At 52.9% G+C, this 20,085-nt stretch carries 20 protein-coding genes; 3 read left to right on the top strand and 17 right to left on the bottom strand.

Annotated features, from left to right (window positions below; translation table 11 throughout):
* Positions 1-12: 12 nt before the first annotated feature.
* The 4 genes from RJP21_RS10230 to RJP21_RS10215 form a co-directional block, all read right to left on the bottom strand.
* Positions 13-915: a carbohydrate ABC transporter permease gene (locus RJP21_RS10230; RefSeq protein WP_310859169.1), complete on the bottom strand. Its 903-nt coding sequence runs from the start codon at positions 913-915 to the stop codon at positions 13-15.
* Positions 916-1,002: 87 nt separating this feature from the next.
* A complete protein-coding gene (locus RJP21_RS10225) occupies positions 1,003-2,421 on the bottom strand; it encodes an ABC transporter substrate-binding protein (protein ID WP_310859460.1) in 1,419 nt (472 codons plus the stop codon).
* Positions 2,422-2,490: 69 nt separating this feature from the next.
* The gene (gene murQ / locus RJP21_RS10220) at positions 2,491-3,405 is read right to left on the bottom strand and encodes an N-acetylmuramic acid 6-phosphate etherase (RefSeq protein ID WP_160041530.1); all 915 of its coding nucleotides are present in this window, start codon (positions 3,403-3,405) and stop codon (positions 2,491-2,493) included.
* 319 nt (positions 3,406-3,724) lie between these two features.
* A complete protein-coding gene (locus RJP21_RS10215) occupies positions 3,725-4,585 on the bottom strand; it encodes a MurR/RpiR family transcriptional regulator (protein ID WP_160041528.1) in 861 nt (286 codons plus the stop codon).
* A gap of 368 nt (positions 4,586-4,953) precedes the next feature.
* Between RJP21_RS10215 and RJP21_RS10210 the strand changes: the two genes are divergently transcribed.
* Entirely contained in the window at positions 4,954-5,196 is a 243-nt protein-coding gene (locus tag RJP21_RS10210) for a hypothetical protein (protein WP_310859168.1), read from the top strand.
* A gap of 172 nt (positions 5,197-5,368) precedes the next feature.
* Here the strand turns inward: RJP21_RS10210 and RJP21_RS10205 are convergent, their stop codons facing one another.
* The 8 genes from RJP21_RS10205 to hpaB form a co-directional block, all read right to left on the bottom strand.
* Positions 5,369-6,490, bottom strand: coding sequence for a 5-methyltetrahydropteroyltriglutamate--homocysteine S-methyltransferase (locus RJP21_RS10205; protein WP_310859167.1), 1,122 nt, complete (start codon positions 6,488-6,490; stop codon positions 5,369-5,371).
* Between the two features lie 351 nt (positions 6,491-6,841).
* Positions 6,842-7,801: a Gfo/Idh/MocA family protein gene (locus tag RJP21_RS10200; RefSeq protein ID WP_310859166.1), complete on the bottom strand. Its 960-nt coding sequence runs from the start codon at positions 7,799-7,801 to the stop codon at positions 6,842-6,844.
* 28 nt (positions 7,802-7,829) lie between these two features.
* Complete coding sequence (locus RJP21_RS10195) at positions 7,830-8,660, bottom strand: sugar phosphate isomerase/epimerase family protein (protein WP_160041516.1); 831 nt, start codon at positions 8,658-8,660, stop codon at positions 7,830-7,832.
* An 84-nt stretch (positions 8,661-8,744) separates the two neighbouring features.
* Complete coding sequence (locus RJP21_RS10190) at positions 8,745-10,124, bottom strand: extracellular solute-binding protein (protein WP_310859165.1); 1,380 nt, start codon at positions 10,122-10,124, stop codon at positions 8,745-8,747.
* Positions 10,125-10,204: 80 nt separating this feature from the next.
* On the bottom strand, positions 10,205-11,071 hold the full coding sequence (locus RJP21_RS10185) for a carbohydrate ABC transporter permease (RefSeq protein ID WP_310859164.1): 867 nt from the start codon (positions 11,069-11,071) through the stop codon (positions 10,205-10,207).
* A gap of 66 nt (positions 11,072-11,137) precedes the next feature.
* Positions 11,138-12,070 carry a carbohydrate ABC transporter permease gene (locus RJP21_RS10180; RefSeq protein ID WP_310859459.1) on the bottom strand — a complete coding sequence of 311 codons (933 nt, stop codon included), beginning with the start codon at positions 12,068-12,070 and terminating at the stop codon, positions 11,138-11,140.
* Between the two features lie 182 nt (positions 12,071-12,252).
* Entirely contained in the window at positions 12,253-12,420 is a 168-nt protein-coding gene (locus RJP21_RS10175; protein WP_160041510.1) for a hypothetical protein, read from the bottom strand.
* Positions 12,421-12,447: 27 nt separating this feature from the next.
* Positions 12,448-13,917: a 4-hydroxyphenylacetate 3-monooxygenase, oxygenase component gene (gene hpaB, locus RJP21_RS10170; protein ID WP_310859163.1), complete on the bottom strand. Its 1,470-nt coding sequence runs from the start codon at positions 13,915-13,917 to the stop codon at positions 12,448-12,450.
* 201 nt (positions 13,918-14,118) lie between these two features.
* Here hpaB and RJP21_RS10165 point away from each other — a divergent pair, with 201 nt between their 5' ends.
* Positions 14,119-14,982 carry a class I SAM-dependent methyltransferase gene (locus RJP21_RS10165; RefSeq protein ID WP_310859162.1) on the top strand — a complete coding sequence of 288 codons (864 nt, stop codon included), beginning with the start codon at positions 14,119-14,121 and terminating at the stop codon, positions 14,980-14,982.
* Between the two features lie 6 nt (positions 14,983-14,988).
* On the top strand, positions 14,989-15,711 hold the full coding sequence (locus RJP21_RS10160) for an RluA family pseudouridine synthase (protein ID WP_310859161.1): 723 nt from the start codon (positions 14,989-14,991) through the stop codon (positions 15,709-15,711).
* Between the two features lie 164 nt (positions 15,712-15,875).
* Here the strand turns inward: RJP21_RS10160 and RJP21_RS10155 are convergent, their stop codons facing one another.
* The 5 genes from RJP21_RS10155 to RJP21_RS10135 form a co-directional block, all read right to left on the bottom strand.
* Positions 15,876-16,544 (bottom strand): HAD family hydrolase, encoded by a 669-nt coding sequence (locus RJP21_RS10155; RefSeq protein ID WP_310859160.1) that lies wholly within the window; start codon positions 16,542-16,544, stop codon positions 15,876-15,878.
* A gap of 20 nt (positions 16,545-16,564) precedes the next feature.
* Positions 16,565-17,320 carry a class I SAM-dependent methyltransferase gene (locus RJP21_RS10150; RefSeq protein ID WP_310859159.1) on the bottom strand — a complete coding sequence of 252 codons (756 nt, stop codon included), beginning with the start codon at positions 17,318-17,320 and terminating at the stop codon, positions 16,565-16,567.
* 68 nt (positions 17,321-17,388) lie between these two features.
* Positions 17,389-18,045, bottom strand: a complete 657-nt coding sequence (bshB2, locus tag RJP21_RS10145; RefSeq protein ID WP_310859158.1) for a bacillithiol biosynthesis deacetylase BshB2 — start codon at positions 18,043-18,045, stop codon at positions 17,389-17,391.
* Positions 18,046-18,088: 43 nt separating this feature from the next.
* Complete coding sequence (locus RJP21_RS10140; protein WP_160041498.1) at positions 18,089-18,433, bottom strand: YojF family protein; 345 nt, start codon at positions 18,431-18,433, stop codon at positions 18,089-18,091.
* A 415-nt stretch (positions 18,434-18,848) separates the two neighbouring features.
* Positions 18,849-20,066, bottom strand: a complete 1,218-nt coding sequence (locus RJP21_RS10135) for an MFS transporter (RefSeq protein WP_310859157.1) — start codon at positions 20,064-20,066, stop codon at positions 18,849-18,851.
* Positions 20,067-20,085: the final 19 nt, after the last annotated feature.

The raw sequence follows: 20,085 nt of genomic DNA, 5'->3' as shown, positions 1-20,085 counted from the left end.
CATCTCCTTCCTTTAATATTCCACGTCTTTGCCCAGGAATTTGAATTGAATGACCGAAATGAGCGCGATAATGGCTGCAAGTACAAGCGACTGCGCCGCGGCTTTGCCGAATTCGAAATATTTGAACGCGTTGTTGAAGATCAACAAGCCTACCATCGTCGTAGCGTTGTCCGGTCCCCCGCCCGTCATCAGGTAGGCGTTCTGGAACACCTGGAAGGAACCGATGACGCCCGTTACCAGCAGGAAGAGGGTTGTCGGTTTCAGGCAAGGCACAACGATGTACCACAGCTTTTGCAAAAACGAAGCTCCGTCGAGTTCAGCCGCCTCGTAATAACTACCGTCGATGCCGAGCAATGCGGCAAGATAAATGATGATACTCGTGCCGTGACTGGACAGCCAAGCCATCAAAACGAGCGAGAACATGGCATAGGCGCTGGATCCGAGCCAGTTATGCGTGCCGAGGCCAAAAAACGAAGTCACCTTATTAAATATTCCGACAGGCATCGGATCGAAGATCCACAGCCAAACGAGGGACAACGCCACGCCGGAAGCGACGGCCGGAAGGTAATAAACCGCCTTGAAAACCGTCTGCATTTTTTTCTTCAGCGGCAGAATCATGATCGATACCGCAAAAGAGAGGAGAAGCGACACCGGTACGGTCAAAACCGTATAGACGACGGTGTTTACGACAGCCTTCCAGAACAGCGAGTCCTTGAATGTGGCCGTATAATTGTCAAACCCGATGAACTCCGACCCCCGCGGCTTATACTGTTGGAAGCTGATGATGAGCGCGCTGATTACCGGATATAACGTAAACATCGCAAAAACCAAAAGGGCCACGGCTATAAAAGCATATCCCCATGCTGCATCGCCTTTTATTTTTCGCCGTTTGATCGGTTTGGCATATTCAGTCATCTTGCGAAACCCCTTTCATACTTCTTTTCAAAGGCAATTGGGTGAAAGCCGTATGGAAGTCATACGGCTTTCTTCCAATTGTATTCTCTAGTCTTTTACGATGCCGTCTTCGCCGAAGGCTTGAACCGCAGCGGATTTCACCGCTTCGTACATCGCCTCTGGCGTGATTTCGCCGGCGATCAGGGCTTGAAGTTTCGGCACGATAACTTCATCTTCAAGCTTGATGGCTTTTGCGCCAAGATCCATAGGGATATCAGGACGGGCAGGAACCGCTGTTTTCAGCATCGCTTCCACCGCTGCTTTGTTATCCGGATCGCGTTCGTTAGGCATGCTTTCGGCCGCTTTTCGGCCGCTTTCCGTAATTTGGGCTACATACAGCTCGTTGTTGGTTGTCGCCGCAATTTCGCCGCTGGACAGGAAGTTTGCTGCTTTAACCACGTTGGCTTTGTGGGCGGCGGTTGGATCTTTGGTGCCTTGGAATGTAACATAACCGTCTACCGCTACGCTTGCTTGCGCTTGTGCACCTGCAAAAGACGGCACGGGCAGCACGACATATTCTACAGGAATGGAACCTTTGACGGCGCTGTCGTCTTTGTTTTTCAGCTTTTCGTTGTTCAGCTTCGCGGATCTTTCGAATACGGCGAGGCCTTTACCGGTGATCATCGTTTGACCTGTCAGGAACATGTTCCAGCGTTTGCCGGCATCAATGGAGCTCAGCTCTTTCGGCATGGATCCGTCGTCGATCATCACGCGGATGTCCTTCAGCACTTCCAGGAAGTTTTTGCTTGTGTAAGCATATTTCAGGTCCTTCGTGAATGCGGCTGGCATGCCGGCGCTTTTCACGAGAATGCCGAGATAATCTTTGGAGGTTACGCCGGCTGTTGCGAATACGAATCCGTAACGGGAAGTTTTGCCGTTTTCAGTCACGACGCCCTTTTTGATCGCTTCGCGGAACTCGTCGAAGGTCCAGCCTTCTTTTTGCACCTTTTTGTAGTCGATGCCGGCTTTTTCTAAATACTCTTTGTTGCCGCCGATCGCATGAGCTTCCATGTATGCCGGGAAGCCGTACAGGCCTTTGCCGTTTTTCATGTATTCAAGCGGTGCAGGGTCATAATCTTTGAGCATATCTTCGGTGGCCACATCGGAAATATCCATCAGCATGTCTTGCTGCGCATATTTCGAAATGCCGTCGGAGCCCATGAATGCGATGTCAGGCGGGCTGCCTGCATTGACCTGCGTGTCCAGCTTTTGCGTCATGTCCTCCCAGCTGGCAGGCTCGATTTTGAGCGTCAGGTTCGGATATTTTTCATTGAATTGTTTTTCCATATCCTTAAAACGGTCTTGGAAGTTCGCGGACACCGGCGGAAGCAAAGCCGTGATCGTGTCTTTTGCGTTCGGATCGTCCGCATTCGCGGATTTATCGTCTTTGCCGCCGCAAGCGGACAATGTCGTCAAAGCCATGCTGATCGCAAACACGGAAGCCAATACGCGCATTTTCTTTTTCATCATCAAAAACAAGCCTCCTTGAAAATATAAATCAGTTCGTTTTGTCTTTAGGCGAAACCTAAAATCCCCTTAAACCACCCGGTTGAATTCATGGATTGCTTTTTTCAAGCTGCCGTCGGCCCGGTTCAGCGCCTCTTCGGCAGGACCTGCCGCAAGCCCGGTTTTGATCATCATGATCGCCAGCTTGCAATTCATGGAAGCGCTTTCTAAATAAGCAGCAGCCTTGGCGTCATCGACCCCTGTCGCCGATTTGATGATGCGGATCGATCGATCCCGAAGTTTGATGTTGCTTGCCTTCAAGTCAACCATCAGGTTGTCGTACGTCTTGCCCAACTTAACCATAGTACAAGTGCTGAGCATATTCAAAACCAATTTTTGGGCAGTTCCGGCTTTCAGCCTTGTTGAACCCATGATCACCTCAGGCCCGACCACCGGCGCAATGCAGATATCGCAGACCGTCTCTAATTTGGATGCTTTGTTGTTCACGACGCCGATCGTTGCCGCTCCGATTTCGCGCGCTTTCCGAAGCGCCGCTATGACGAATGCCGCACTGCCGCTCGCCGTGATGCCGATCACCGCATCCTTGTCCGTAACCCCGCACTGCTCGATTAATGCAACCCCCTCCTCCGTACTGTCTTCGGAACCTTCTACAGCCAGTCTCAGCGCTCCATCGCCCCCGGCAATATGACCTTGCACAATTGAAGGATCAGTGCCGAATGTCGGCGGACATTCAGATGCGTCCAGAACGCCCAATCTGCCCGAAGTACCGGCTCCTATATAAAACATTCTGCCGCCATTTTTAAGCACGCGGTGCAGAACGTCGACCGCTTTCGAAATCTGCGGTATTTCCGCAGCTACGGCGGCCGGAACCTTGGCATCCTGTTCGTTCATGAGACGAAGCATTTCTTCTGTGCTGCATTCATCGATCATCCGAGTCTGCTCATTGATTCCCTCTGTTGTCAGCCCCGCCAGATACTCATCCATTGCGATCCTCCTATCCATATATTCATTTCTGGGAAGTCGCAAAATCCAAAGACGGATCAAGGCACAATATGTAGTTTTATATAGGTTCTCTGTCACTACATGATGTGTATCAAAACCGCACTTTTGATATTTGCCAAATCCTCTTCTTGAATTCATATTAACGAGAAATTTCATTTTGGTCAACAGTTTTTGAAATATTATTTTATTATAAAATAAATTATTGTTATTAAATTTTAGCTTGTACGCGCCTCGAACCGGATGCGGAAACGAAAAAAAGACACCTTCTTTCAGCGAAAGAACGGTGTCTTTTATCATGATTTTAGCGATGTTTGCTAGCGGCGATGATGTTATGCGTTTTGGTCAAATATTTCTTCACGTTTTTGTATTCCGCGCTTGCCACGCCGGCAAACAGAATGTCGATAATCGTCAGCATCGCGATGCGCGAGCCCATGGCGCCGCTGCGGATCGTCACCTCCGGCGTCGAAATGTTCAGCACGATGTTCGCTTTGTCCGCCAACTCGCTTTTGTTGTATTTCGTAATCGCGATGATGGTGGCGCCGCTTTTTTTCGCGATTTCAAGCGAGTCCAATATTTCCGAGGTTTTGCCCGAATTGGAAATGAAAACGGCGACGTCTCCTTTGTCGAGCAGCGTCGCGGCCGTCAATTGGCTGTGGCCGTCGGTATACGTGTGGCACATTTTATTGATCCGCGAAAACTTCTGTTCCGCGTCGATGCCGACAAGGCCCGAAGCGCCGATGCCGAAGAATACGATGCGGTTGGACTTCCTCAGCACCTGCACGGCGCGGTCCACCTCGTTTTTGTCGATCACGCTGAGCGTATCTTCAATCGATTTGATGTTGTTCCTGGACGTATTGGAAATGATAACGGACAGGTCGTCCCCCGGCTGAATGTCGGTATATTGATCCTTCTGCTCTTCCATCGAACCGAGTGATGCCGATATGCTGACGATAAAACTGCGGTAGCCCGAATAACCCATCGTTTTGCAAAAACGGAGCACCGACGCGTCGCTTGTTTTGGTCAGCTGGGCCAAATTTTTGATGGAAAGATGGGGAATTTCCTCGACGTTTTGCAGAACGTATTCCGCCACCATTTTTTCGACCGGCGTCAAACTGTCTTTCATTTCGCGAATTTTAATCAAAATGTTATCGTGGATTGACATACGTATTCCCTACTCATCTTAGTGTAATAGAATCATGGCATTTCATTCGCTAGTGTACATAAAAACAAACCGCGAATCAAGATAATAGAAAAACTAGAAATATCTTGTAAACAGCATGAAATAAAAATAAATTTCAAAATTTGCCTATCATCCTAAAATTTTAATTCTATTTTATATTACAAGCACGGAAAATGCAATCAATCTGACATGACGGGGAATGGTTCGTGTTCGGCCATCCACACATGAACCGCCTAACCGCCATCCCTTTGGATGCCAAGGATTCCCGTTTCGCTTGCGGAGGGTATAGCTGCCGTTGCCGGTTCTCTTTTTCTTTCATATGATGTTTTGTCAACGGAAGGAGTGATAAAATGGACGCGTATTACAACTGTTTGAACTGCATGAACCGGAAAGTACGCATTCTAACGATAGACCGCAAAGTCTATGAAGGAAAAATCGTAAAGGTCGACAGAGAAAGAGTATATTTGGAAACCAGTGAAGGCGGGCCTGTCAGAACTTCGGCTTTTGGGCCATACCGCCGCTTCGGCTTCGGATACCGCAATCAGATTTTGACTCTCAGTCTGTTCACGCTGCTTGCGATCGCATTGATTTGACCGGATTTGATCTCCTCGGCCGAGGAGATATTTTTTTTGCACTGCAGTAAAAGGGCTGCTCTACGCCCCCGGTTCGTTTTGCCGCCTTATTACGAGGTCGTTTCAAAAAAACACGAAGCACCGGTGATAGCGCCTCGTGTTGTCTCTAAGCCTTTGATGATCAGCTAAAATATCAATCCCAGATTTCCTTTGCCGCCGCGACGACAAGCCCAAGCTTGTTCCACTGATCCTGCTCCGCAACGGCGTTGCCTTCCTCCGTCGAAGCGAACCCGCACTGCGGGCTTAAACAAAGCTGCTCAAGCGGCACGTATTCAGATGCCTCCCGAACGCGGCGCTTGATGTCTTCGACGTCTTCCATCTCGCCCGTTTTGGTGGTGACCAGCCCAAGCACGACGCGTTGGTTTTGGATATGGCGGAGCGGCTTGAAATCCCCTGCGCGGTCGCTGTCGTATTCCAGGAAAAAACCGTCCACGTTCACGCGGGAAAACAGCTCTTTGGCAATCGGCTCGTAACCGCCGTCGTACAGCCAGGAGGATTTGAAATTGCCGCGGCAAATATGAATCGTGACAGCCATATCTTCCGGCTTTTCCGCTACGGCGTCGATCGTGATGTCGGCGAACGTTTTCATCAGCTCGTCCGGGTCATATCCCTTCGCTTTGATCTTTTCCCGGAACCCGTCGCTGAACAGCGCGCCCCAGCTCGTATCGTCCAGCTGCAAATAACGGCAGCCGGCTTCATAAAACGCGCGGATCGCGTCGCGGTACACCTGCACGATATCTTTCGCCGCTTCCTCAAGGGACGGGTACGCCGGATGATCGGCATATTTCTGGCTGTTGATGACGCCGGAGTAAAAAATCATGTTCGGGCCCGGAATCGTGAATTTCGCCACATGGTCTCCGGCCGCCTGCTTCAAAAACGCAAAATCCGCCAGAAACGGATGATCCGCCGGGAAGCCGAGCTTGGAAGCCACCGTATATCCTTTGGCTTTGTTCATCGCGCCATGGAACAATCCGGCCGCGTCGAGATCAAACACTTCGATGCCGTGTAGCGCTTCGATGAAATCCAGGTGCCACCACGTCCGCCGGAATTCGCCGTCGGTCACCGCCGTCAGCCCGGCGGCTTTCTGTTTTTCCACGAGTTTTACGATTTCTGCATCTTCGACCGCGCGGAGCTCCGCTTTCGGAATCTGTCCCGCCTGATGTTTGGCTCTGGCTTCTTTTAACGCTTGCGGGCGCAGAAAGCTCCCTACCTGATCGGCGCGGAACGGGGGTTTTTTATTCGTATCCGTTTTCAAAATCGTCGTCTCTCCTTTTCCTCTGTCAGCAAAACCATGATGTGCAAGTTTGCCGTAAACCTGGTACTTTTGATTATCCTACTTCTCCGGACGGTATACAAGCAAAATTATCAAAAACAGCTGTCCGGTCTGTCCAGCCAACCGCTACCCGTGGTTATCGCTCCCTATGAAAATGGGGATAAAAACAAGAAGCCGCAAGGATGCGGCTTCCAAGCGTATGGGCTTTTGTCGTCTTACATTAATGAAAACGAGCAACGTCTGTCGATGATCTGGCATCTGCCGTCCGTCAATTTATTGATTTAACATCGCTGGTTTCGATTGTTCATCCATTTGTGGGCGCGGCGGACATGATCAGAGCATCACCGCCTGCCCCGTTTTTGCGGATTCATTGGCAGCAAGCGTAACTGCAAGCGTTTTGAGCGCCTCGCTGTACGGGGCCAAAACCAAGCTCCGGTCCCCGATGGCGACCGCCTGGATGAAGGCGTCATCCTGCGCCCTGTAGAAATCGCCCCCGCCCCGTATAATCTGGGTCCGGTCCGGCTCCGTGATGGTCAAGTCGCCGCCTTCCAACGTCAGCCTGAAGCCGCGGCCCAATATTTCCAGCGACGCCCGTCCGTCCGGCTGCGGGAAAAAACCGGTATCGATATGCCCGAGGGCCCCCGAAGCAAACACCATGTTGACCGACGCCGCATCGGGCGTGGTGATGCCGGGCACCTCGCTGCTGAGAAGAAGCGCCATGTCGGCGGATACCTTGCGGACGTCGCCCGCCAGATACAGCATCAGGTCCACGTTATGCGTCGTCTGCTCCACAAGCTGCCCCCCGGATTTGGCATGATCCACCCACCATGGATTCGGCGGCAATCCTCCGAAACGGTATGCCCGTACCATGGCGATTTCCTTGCCCTGAAGGTAGCTTTTGGCACGCTGGACGGAGTCCATGTACCGCATGCAGTATCCTGATCCCGTGATAACCCCCGACTTCTCCAACGCTTCCGCCTTTTTTTGTACCACGGCCATTTCAAGTCCTAACGGCTTTTCGACCAACAGGTGAATTCCGCGTTCCGCCGCTTTTTCCTCCATGTCCCCATGGGCAAATGGCGGCACGCATAGGAACAAGGCGTCCAGCTTTTCACGGTCCAGCATGTCGTCGAAATCGGTGTACGCCTTCCCCCCATACTGACGGACAGCGCGTTCCGCCGCCGCCGGCGCAACGTCGCAGACCGCAGCCAGCTCGGCGCCTTCATGTTGATGAATATGTTTCAAATGCTCTGCGGCAATGATTCCGGCCCCTACCACGCCGATTCTAATCATTCGATGGTTTCTCCCTTCGCGCTTTGGTTTAATACGGATTTTTGCCCAAAATGACGTCCAAATGGCGGGACGTGTCAAAGATCAGCTGGTCCGGGAAGCTTGCATACGGCTCCAGCTCCGCCGTCAAGCTGTCGCGGTAGCCGATATCGCTTAAAGCCAAACGGACGTTCAGCCAATCCACATCCCCCGACAACAGCGGCACGAAACCGAGATGATTGCCGACCTTCGTCCGGAAATCCTTGACGTGAATTTTGCGGATCCGGCTCCCAAGCGTACGGATCCAATGCTCAGGTCTTCCGAAGGCAAGCGTGTTGCCGACGTCGAAATAAGCGCCGACATGCTCCGATTCAAACTGGTCGATGTAGCGGACCATTTCGAGCGGGCTCCATAAAAATTGGTTCCAGACATTTTCGATGGCGATGCTTAACGGCGTTCCGGCGATATCGTCGACCAGCGGCTGCAGAGCCATCGTCGAGCGCTCCCATACGTCCTCGTACGTAACGTCCTCTTCGATTCGTCCAGGCACGACGAGGATCGTATCCACTTCGAGCTCCAGCGCCAGCTCGATCTGTTTGCGGATGGATTCCACCGCACGGCTCCTCGTGTCTTTATCGGGAGAGCTTAAAGGATACCGGCCAAGCATTTCGGTGGAGAGGCTGCCGACGGTCAATCCGTAGCTGCGGACCAGCCTTCCCAGTGCCTTTGCCTCTTCCGGCGTCGTGTCCATCGTCAAACCGATGCCGCCGGAAGCGTACAAGTTCAGCTCGATCGTATCAAACCCCGCCGCCGAACTGGTGCGGAGCACCTTGCTCAGCGGAGTCCCCGGCGGAAAGCACCATTGGTTGATTCCCTTTTTCATCCTCAGTCCTCCTCCAATCCCGCTTTTTGAATTCGATGAAACGGATAAGTGCAAAGCCCGTTAGGGGCTTTGCACCATCTGGTGTCACTTTAAGTTCGCCGACCATTTTTCCGCGCGCTGCTGCAGGTCGTCCAGAAACTTCTGGATGTCCGGTGCGTTGCCGGTCGCCGCCTTGCTGATGAAACCGTTGACCGCAGGCACAATATCGCTCATGTAGAACGGGTTGGCTTCGTCCATCAGCTCCGAGTGCCCCACTGCGGCAATTTCAAGCGCTTTTTTGACGTATTTGTCTTCCGGGGACACAAAATCCGCATTCTTGAGCGTTGGCGTCAGCGCAAAGTTGTCATACATGTATCGTTGCGTCATCGGACTCGTCAGAAACTTCAGCACTTCCCAGGAAGCTTTGACGTCCTTGGCGTTTTTCGCCATGATGAACGGGTCGACCGCCACCCAGCCTTCGCCCTTTGGCCCCATATTCATGACAGGCTCAAACCGGTCCAGCAGATCTTTGTTTTTATTGCTTATATATTCGTTCATGGTAGAGCCGCCCGTGGAATCCAGCGCAATCGCGATATTGTTGCGTTCCAGGCCGAAGTTCTCGGCGCCTTGTGCGTTTACGAAACCTGCCGGCGCCAGCTTTGCGGCTTCCTTCAGCCATTCCATGACCTTCGCCATTTCGGGCGTGTTCAGATGCCACTTGATGCTTTTCACGTCCTTCAACGTGCCTTCGGCGCCTTTCGCCCCGAACGCCAGCGTCAACGCGACGAAGGTCGATCCGTTTAACGAGTTGCCGCTCCAATACAGCCCGTAGTTGTCTTCGCCGGTCTTCGGATTTTTGCCCGTCATTTTTTTGGCCTTTTCGAGAATTTCGGCCGGGTCCGCCTTCGCGGACAGCGGTTCCACTCCCCAGTCCTCAAAAAGCTTTTTGTCATAGATCGTCATTCTGCGCCCGAGCGCGACCGGGATGCCGAATTGCTTCGTGCCGTCGGGCGACTTGGTGCTGTAAGAATTGTTCATGATGCCTTCCAGGTAAATGCCTGGGTCAAAACTTGCATCTTCCTTGATCAGGTCATCCAAGTCGCGAAGCAGCCCATCCTGATACCACTGGGATGCAAACGCTCCGCCGGTGTACAGGACGTCCACATCGCCGGAAAGCAGCATGGCGGATTGTTTTGCTTTGACGTTTTCCCATGGAATTTGATACAGATCAAGCTTGATGTTCGGATACATTTTGTTGAAAGTTTGCTCAAGATAGTCGTTCAGCCCGATGGTTGGGTTGCCCGTCTGGGCGTTGATGCCGTTGTCCAGCTGCCATCCGGCCAAGGCGACCCTGACCGTCCCCTTCATGTCGGACACCTTTTTGATTTCCACTCCGCCCGTGACATCCGTGTCCGTTCCGCCTGAACAGGCCGCAAGCGACAACGCCAGCACGCAGGACAAGACAAGCAGCAAAAGCTTTTTCATGAATCCGTTCCCCCTTTTTCATTCAACATGGAATTGGAGCCCCTTCAAAATCGCCCAGGTTGGTTCGGGCAAAACGCTGCTCACTGTTTGATCCCCGATAACGCGATGCTTTCGATAATGTAGCGCTGCAAAAACAAATATACGACGACGACCGGGATCAGGCTCACCGTCGTGGCAGCCATAATGATGGAGGGCTGTTTGTCGATGCCGTTATTGTAGGTGAACATCGCAAGACCGATCTGAATGGTATACTTGGTTGCTTTCTTAAGAATCAGGAGCGGCCACAACATGTCGTTCCAAACGCCAAGAAAGAGCAAAATGACCATGGTTGCGATGATCGGCGTGCACAGCGGCAGGTAAACCCGGCCGAATACGGACACCTCCTTCGCCCCGTCCAAAATGGCGGCTTCCCGCAGCGTCGTCGGGAGTTGATCGAAAAAGGCTTTGGCCAAAAACGTCCCGAACGCGTAATTCAAGGCGGGCAGGTAAAATGCCAGATAATTGTCGACAAGCCCCAGCTTGCTGAACAGTAGATATTGGGGGATCATCGTCATTTCGAACGGGATCATCATCGTGCTCAGAGCGAGCAGCAGCACAATATTCGCGCCCTTAAAACGCAGCTTGGATAACGCATACCCCGACAGCAGCGCCGACAAGGCGCTGATGAGGATGACGCCGACGCTGACCACGACGGAATTTGAAATGTAGCGCAACATTTTGATGCTGGTAAACGCCGCCTCGAAAGTTTTGACAGAGGGTTCCTCCGGCCACAGCCTGGGCGGGAAATTGATATGAAGCCGCGCGGCCCAGTCGAAGCTCGTGACAAGCATCCATAGAAACGGCACGATCATGACGAAGGAACCCAGCGTAAGGACGATCGTCAAAATCCATTGGTTCAGGGAAATCTTTTTGCGCCGGTGCATCAAATTGGCGTCCACGGTGTTCATTCGGTTGACCTCCTAACTCAGAATGGAACTGGATTGAAGCTCGATATCGCTCGATCTCTTCCCGGATCAGTCGAAGCTGTCCTTGCGCCGGTTCAACAGCATCATGACGGCCGTAAGCAGGAAAATCATAATAAACAGCAGATACGAAGCTGCCGTCGCCATGCCCATCTGCGAAGAGAGAAAGGCATTGCGGTAAATGTACAGCACGACCGTCATCAAGCTGCCGCCCGGATTCCCCGCCGTGCCTCCGATCAGCCACACGTCCGTAAACCGCTTCATGCCGCCGATCGTGCCCATGATGAGCATAAAGACGAAAATCGGCCTTAAATACGGAATGGTGACATAAAACCATTTTCGGTACGTCCCCGCCCCGTCCACCTCGGCCGCTTCGTACAGGTCGCGCGGAACGCTTTGCAGCCCGGCCAAAAAAATGATCGTATTGTAGCCAAGCGCCCCCCACAAGCTCATCAAAACAATGCTGTATCTGGAAACCTGCGGGTTCGTAAACCAGCCGACCGGTTCAATGCCAAACAACCCGATGACAAAATTCAGCAGCCCTTCCTTGGAAGGATAAAACAGAAACGAAAACAGCAGCGTCGTCGCAACTCCAGACACGACGTTCGGCAGAAAAAATACGGCCTTGAAAAAGTTTTGCCCCATATGCCATTTCAGGTTGTTGATCAAGCTCGCCAAAATAAAAGACAGCGCGATGCCAAGCAGTACCGACCATATGCCGATAAATAGCGTATTTGTAAGCGCTTGCCAAAATAACGAATCCGACAACACGTAATCGTAATTGCTGAAACCCACCCATTTTCCGCCGACGGAAAGCCCCGAGGTTTGATGAAAGCTCATGATCAGCGCCGCGATCATCGGATAAACGGCAAAAGCCAACACGCCGATGATCAACGGAGCACTGAACAGGTACCCCATCCAGTCGTTCCGGGTGAACCGTTTTTTGCGCTTGAGCTGCGGTTCCATCGATGTATTCGTTTTCATTTTTGCTTGAATGGACAAGTCGGTTTCCTCCTTCCGGATTGTGTAATGCTCGTTCCATACGGGCGGCTTACATCTGATGAGCATTTTTTAAAATATGTATATGAGCCCGGAGGGTTTATGTTCTCTTTTTTTTCGAAGGAACGAAAAAAGGGAGCTTTCACAGCCCCCTTTTCCCGGTGTTTCTACTGCTTCGGTTTTTCATGGTTTACGGCAAGTGTGATAATCATGACGACAAGCGTCAGCAGCGCAATCAGCTGGTCGATGGTCATGGCCGTCCGCCTCCCTGCACTCAGGATGGCTCTTCCGGACGGTTCCTTGCTCCCATGAAATGCCTCTTTACGTTTCCCCACTTCATATCTATTCGCGGACCTTGCAGCTTATTCGTCTTTGGATTGCAAAAATGCCTTCACTTTGCCGATGCAGGCCTCCTTCTCCGATAACGAAAACGTTTGGTAGAGTCTGCTGGCAACGACCGACGCATCGCCAAAAAAGAACCGTTCGTACAGCGTCTGCCGCCCGCCGAAACCGCTTGAGCTGAGATCCCAAGCCAGGCGGAAAAGCGCCGTTTTGGAGGTTGCGTCCACGCCGCTGCCGCGAAGGTAACGGTCCAGCGCCGGTTTCGATTCGCCCGCGAAATCCAACTCCGACGGAATCATGATCACGCTGCTGCCTCCAAGCAGTTGAATCAATTCGATCATGCGCGGGTACATTTTCGGAAACAAAACATTGGCCGTCCAAATCGGCCGTCTGTCCGGGAGCATGCTGCCAAAGCGGTCGGGAGCGGCACCCGCCTCCGCTGCAACCAGCAGGGATTTCAACGTCTCGTATTGCGCGATGACTTCCGTCATTTTGTCGATGGTCGACGGAGACGATGCCCGATCCAACGTTTCCGCCATATAAAGAAGGATGCCCAGCGTAAACTCCGTTTTCGCGATGTACCTGCATAACACCTGATGTCCGCAATGAACGTGAAACCCGCTTTCCTGGAATAAGCGCATGGACAAGCGATCGTCCCCAAGAATGAACACGCGCTCCCACGGCACAAGCACTTCGTCGAAAATAACCAAGGTGTCCATTTCGTCGAAACGGGAGCTTAGCGGATAGTCATAAGCCGAATCGCCCAACGCCAGCGTTTCCCTGCATATCCAGCGGATGCCCGGGAGGTTGTTCGGAACGGCGAACGCGAAGGTTCTGGGGTTGTTCTCTTCGGGGATAAACGGTAATGCCGGCGGATATACCAAAATTTCATCCGTCGTCACGCCTTGGGTCGCCAGCAAAAATGCGCCGCTAACGACGATGCCGTCACCGTTTTGTTCGACGATTTGCGCCGCGCAGCTTTCGATGCTGCCATCCTCCAGCAAGTCGTCGAACCGGCTGGCATGGGGCTGCACAAAAGCATGGGAAAGGGATATATCCCGCTCACGGCAATATTCATAATATTTTCGCATGTTGTCCGCAAATTCGGGACGTTTCTCCCCCAGCAACTCCGCTGCCGCAGAAAAAGCCATCAATCCGGTATTCATGTAATCCGGGGAACGCCCCAGCAGGCCATGATGTTTTTCGCCCCACAGCATCGTCATTTCCCGGCGTCTTTGAAGATCCTCCTTCGTTTTGGGCTGCATAAACGACAAACCTACCGGATCTTTGCTCGATGGGGAGCTGTACGTCATGCGTTCCATATAATCGGGATGGTACTGCATGTCGTAAAGCTCTGCCTGGGTTACCATCAGACCACGAAAAGCCGGGTGATCCGAAAGTTTGCCGTCCAATTGTTCTCCGCGAATCCAAACCCGGGGGTTGGCATGGTCGATGCGGTCGATAAACTGCTTTCCGTTTTTTGCCGGCACAGGCGCAGCCTCCTTTGGCAATGATGTTTATCTCATCTTATTCGCGCCCGGGGCAATCAGGAAGGGCCGAAACCTAAAAGGCGCGGAATTTGCCCGTCAAACGCGAGCGAATCAAGTGCATTGTTGCCGCGAAATGTTGTACAATAGAAGTTATGGTTATGTATTTTCATGAAAAAATTGCCTAGAAGGATGGATCGCAAAATGTATGTAGCCCGTGATTGGCAAGATTACGAATTGATTGATACCGGATCAGGGGAAAAGCTGGAACGCTGGGGGGACGTCATCCTCCGCAGACCGGATCCGCAAATCATATGGCCTATTCAAAACGAAAGCGGAAAATGGCGCGAGGTTCACGGTCATTATCACCGCAGTTCATCGGGGGGCGGACAATGGGACATGAAAAAGAAACTCCCGGACCGCTGGACGATCTCCTACGACCAATTAAAATTCTATATCCGCCCGACCAATTTCAAGCATACCGGACTGTTCCCGGAACAAGCGGCCAACTGGCGCTGGATGATGGACAAGATCGCCGCCGCCAAACGCCCGATCAAAGTGCTCAACTTGTTCGCGTACACCGGCGGGGCGACGATTGCCGCAGCCTATGCCGGAGCGGAAGTCGTCCACGTCGACGCGGCGAAGGGCATGGTGCAATGGGCTAAGGAAAACCTGCAGCTGACGGGGATCGGAGACCGTCCGGTCCGGTTTATCACCGATGACGTATTCAAATTCGTGCAGCGCGAACATCGCAGAGGGAATCGGTATGACGGAATCATTATGGATCCTCCGTCTTACGGACGCGGCCCGGGCGGAGAGATGTGGAAGCTTGAGCAAAGCTTGTATCCGTTCGTGGAAAGCTGCATGGGCATCATGTCCGACAATCCGCTGTTTATGCTTATCAATTCTTATACGACGGGGATTTCGCCGACCGTGCTTCACAACATTCTTAAGATGACCGCGGGGCGCCGTTTCGGCGGAACGATCTCCTGCGGGGAACTGGGGCTTCCGATCACGGCATCCGGGCTCCATCTGCCGTGCGGCATACTCGGCCGCTGGGAGTCGTGATACGCGATGAACCAAGAACCTGTTTCCCAAATTCCGATTTTGTACGAGGACAACCATCTGCTCGGGATCGTCAAACCGGTCAACATTCCGACCCAGGCGGATGTTTCCGGCGATCCCGACCTGCTCTCCCTGCTTAAGGAAGACATCAAGGTGCGCTACGGCAAACCGGGGAACGTTTATTTAGGGCTGGTGCACAGGCTGGATCGTCCCGTGGGCGGCGCGATGATATTCGCGAAGACTTCAAAAGCCGCCTCGCGCCTGTCCGAGGCCGTCCGCAGCCGCAGCTTCCGCAAGGGCTACGCCGCCGTCGTTCACGGCCGTCTCCCCGCCCCCCGCGGCACGCTGCGGAACATGCTGCTGAAGGATCCGAAGACCAACACGGTTTCCGTGGTCAAATCCGGAACGCCGGGAGCCAAGGAAGCCGTGCTCGATTATGAAGTGCTTGGCGCAAACGGGTCCTTCAGCCTCGTCCGGATCAAGCTGCATACCGGAAGATCGCACCAAATTCGCGTGCAGATGAATCACGCGGGTTGTCCGCTGTACGGAGACCAGAAATACGGAAGCCGCGTCAACAAACCCGGGCAGCAAATCGCGCTTTGGTCCGTCACGGTCGGCTTTCCGCATCCGGTCACCAAAGAGGAAGTCGTCCTTGCCTCCTTGCCGCCCGGAGAGCACCCATGGAACCTTTGGCCCGAAACGGTATTAAACAGGCTGCATGCGGAAGACTGACAAGTTTTATGCGGCTGACTTCCATTGAAACCATAAAAAAACCCGGAGCTGTGAAAGCTCCGGGTTTTTTTATGGTTTGTCGCTTCCGTTTAGCGCATCCGTTTTCCTGAAAATACGCAACCCTTTCAGCAAATCGCCGTCAAATACAAGCTTACTCCAATGGTCTAGATCTCTTCGGGAGCGGCATCTTCAAACAAATCCCGCAACCGGATTTCGTCATACGAACGGACCTGAATATCCGCTTCCGCCAAATTTTGGTTCCCCGAGTTCGGGTTCAGATAACCGATGCATCTCATGCCGGCTTTCTTGGCAGCGAGCATGCCGTTGCGGGAATCCTCAAGAACGACGCAATGCTGCGGGTCGACCCCCAGCTGCTTCGCCGTTTCGAGGTAAATATCGGGCGCAGGTTTTCCTTTCGGCACTTCTTCGCCGCTGACCGTCGTTTGGAAGAAATGGTTCAATCCGAATTTCGCCAGAACGCCTTCAATAAAAATTCTTGGGGATGAAGAAGCGACCGCCATCGGAATGTTCATCTCGTCCAGCTGCTCCATAAGCTCCCGGATTCCCTCGATCGGCTCGATATCCAGATTTTGCAAAATGTTCATTTTCATATCCAGTTGGTATTCAATCATTTCTTCAACCGAGTGAGGCAGGTTGCGCTCCCGCTTAAAAATGCCCAGCATTTCGGGATTGGTCATCCCGACGAACCGTTCCAGCTCCTCTTCCGTCGTTTCTACGCCGAAGTATCCGAGCGTCTTGATATCCACGTCAAAATGGATCGGCTCGCTGTCGATGATGACGCCGTCCATATCGAAAATAAACGCGTGTTTCATGTCCATCCTCCATGATTGGGTTATAGATTCGTTCCGCCCGCGGTCAAAATGAGAACATGATCCGCATGCCGCTGGAAATGATACGGTACGGCTTTCGTTTCGGCGCTCCATCCTTCGCCGCGGGCAAACGCAAGCAGCTGCTCTACCTCGCCAGGACGGCGTCCGCTTTGGTCGACCAGCGGAAAAATCCGTACCTCACTGCGAGTCACCCTGAGTAGCTCGCGCAGCACATCCCGGTGAAATTCGGCATCCATCCGGTCGGCATATGTAAACAAAAAATGGGCCGACAACGTGAGGTCGAATTGTTTGTCACGGAAAGGCAGCGACGGCAGCGTCACGGGCACGTACCGTTCCGGATGAACCTTCATATCTTCCGCGCAGGTCCGCAGCGCCCGCAGACGCTCGGAACGCAGCGCTTCGATATTCCGAAATTCCGTCCAGATATAACGGCTTTGTTCCGTTTCCACATGCTCCATGGCATGGCCGATATCCTGAAGCCCCTTCTCCAGAAGCCGGTCGGCCTCATGGTAATAGGCGATGTCCGCCGCCGTGACTTCGCATCCAAGCTCACCGGCTTTGGCCGTAAAAGAGCATGCGCCTCCCGGGCAGTCCAATATTCGTTTACCTTCAAGATCGGATTCATCGAGGCCGAACATCCGCATGTACTCATCGTAAGTCCGGCCGATAAACACGATCCGCTCAAGCGTTTTTTCCGCAGGCCTTTCAGCTTGCCCGCCCTTTTCCCGCATTCCTCTTCTTTTCTCTGCTCCGCTCATCTCTGCTCAGCTCACCTTTCCAAAATAGGTTTATGCGCGCAATCCAATCCGCGCATGGAAATATTACCCTATTCGAAACGATAAGTCCAGAATCTTTCGGTGCTGAAACGGCTTTTGATTTGTTCATCCTCTTCCGTATAACTTCCGAGTATTTCTTTCCATCGGAACTGCGAGGCATGCGCCCGGATCGACCCGAATTTGTTCGGAAGGAAATCCCTGACGTCGACGGCGACGTCCGGCTTGCCGATGATCTGCTCGCAGCCTTTGGCGAATGCGACGCAGTTCACGACCGGCCGCTGCTCCTTCGGCATGGCGGCAACCGTCCGGATGACCGCTTCGCCGGTGGCGTCATGGTCCGGATGAACGCTAAAGCCTGGGTAAAACGTAATGATCAGCGAAGGTTTCACTTCGTCGATCAGCTTGCGCAGCATGCCGTCCAGCAAATCCGGGTCTTCGAATTCGATTGTTTTATCATGAAGCCCCATCAGGCGCAAATCCTGGATGCCGATGGAGCGGCAGGACTCTTCCAGCTCCTTCCGCCGGTGCTCCGGCAGCGTGACGCGATTGGCCACGAGCGGTTTGCCCATGTTCCGCGCCATTTCGCCCAGCGTCAGGCAGGCGTACGTCACTTTGGCGCCTTCGTGGATACGTCTGGCCAACGTACCGGAAGTGCCGAAGGATTCATCATCCGGATGCGGGAATACGACCAATATATGATTTTCCATTGTTTATAATCACCCTTTCACTTGATGACGGCCGTTCCCGGACTCAAAACGGCTCCTTGCCCAGCTGCAGCGCAACGACAAGCTTGCCGTCGCTGTCATGGCCCGCCATAATCAGCCGCTCGGTTTCCGTTTCCTCAAAATGCGTCAAACCTTGCGAGTAGATCCAGCCCTGTTCCATTTTCAGTCCGACGCGGTAAGGGCCCGATCCCTGGATTTTACCGTGGGTATAGCGGACAACACCGTTTTTGATGAACGTGGACGCCGTAAACTTTGATTCGTCATTATGCGAAGCATAGGCCCCCGTCGTCATTTCAAGATGTATATAAAGATCCTGATCCTGCAGTTTGTCGATTAACTCCTGAACCATCTGCGGATTTATAAGCTGCAAACCAATCCCTCCGTTTCCAAGACGTCTGTCGAAACCGGTTGAACGTCCTTCCCGGGTGCACGGGCTTGTTCAATCGGTCCGGATTGCCGTTATTCAAAGGCTTCACGCTTGACCGCCGCCGTTGACGAATGTCGTTCTCCGCCCGATTTCGTCCCCTTTGCTCCTATTGTTTTTTGCGTGCATGAATCAACCTATGAAGCCGTGATTAAACTGCAACTTTATTTATTATAATTCAAATCACTTCATTTTCACAAACTGCATTCGACTTATTTTGTATTTACATTTTCTATAAGAGATTTCGCCATGCAAAAAACCCCACGAAGAGTGTGGGGCGTTGGCTTCGAAACCGTTCAGGTACTTGGCGAAGACCCGCCAAAGCAGGGCCTCCGTCCAAACACGACAAATCGTTCGTTCGTCAATCCGCCAACATCTTGCCCTTCGTTTCTTTGCCCAGGAACAGCACGCCGAGCGCGCCGATCAAGATGATGACGAAAAACATAATAAAAATTACGTTGATTTCCACATGCCGCTGCACCAGATATCCGACCAGAAACGGCGCGATGACGCCGCCGATCCGTCCCACCGAAGTCGCCAGCCCGACGCCCGTCGAACGGACCGATGTCGGATACAGCTCCGGCGTGTATGCATACAATCCACCCCATGCACCAAGGTTGAAAAACGACAAACAAATGCCCGCCGCTATCAGCGAACCGGCCGACTCGGCATTGCCAAACCAGGCGGCGCTCACGGCGGTAAGGACCAGATACGTAATCATAACGAACTTGCGGCCGAATTTTTCGATAAAATACGCCGCGGTGAAATAACCCGGCAGCTGCGCGATCGTCATGATCAGCACGTATTCGAAGCTTTTGATCAAACTGAACCCCTTCATGGTCATGACCGAAGGCAGCCACAAAAACATGCCGTAATACGAAAACACGACGGTAAACCATAAAATCCACAACATGAGCGTGGAACGGCTGTGTTCACGGGTCCAGATCGAGGCTAGCTTGCCGGTAAACGGAATCGAGGCCGCCTTGTTCCGGTTGTTTTGGTACACCGGCGAATCGTCGATGGCCCGGCGCAAATACAGTGCATACAGGGCCGGCAGCGCCCCGATGACAAACGCGATTTGCCAGCCGTAAGCGGGAATCAAAAAATACGAAATGAGCGCCGCGGCCAGCCATCCGCCGGCCCAAAAGCTCTCCAGCAAAACGACGGCCCGCCCCCGCTGGCTTACGTGAACGCTCTCGGATACCAGCGTCGAAGCGACCGGCAGTTCGCCGCCAAGGCCCACGCCCGTAATAAAGCGGAGCAAGCATAACACCCAGAAGCTGGACGCAAGCGCAGACAATCCGCTGGCCACGGAAAAAATGAGCAGCGTCCACAGCAGCACTTTTTTCCGGCCGAACTTATCCGCCAAATACCCCGCGCCCGCCGCGCCAAAAACCATCCCGATCGAGTTCACGCTCGTCAAAATGCCGACGTCCTGCGGGGAGAGCTTCCATTCCAGCGTTAATGCGGTCACAATGAAAGAAATGATGCCGACGTCCATGGCGTCGAAAAGCCAGCTGAGGCCGGCGCTGAAAATCAGTTTTCTTGTTTTTGGTTTCATAAGGGATGCTTCGTTCATCAGGTTGACGTCCTCTACG

It is taken from the genome of Paenibacillus sp. VCA1, from assembly GCF_031583795.1.
Classification (GTDB): Bacteria; Bacillota; Bacilli; order Paenibacillales; family Paenibacillaceae; genus Paenibacillus_AQ; species Paenibacillus_AQ albilobatus.
The sequence above is the reverse complement of the archived record's forward strand: the minus strand, read 5'-3'. Positions and strand labels throughout refer to the sequence as shown.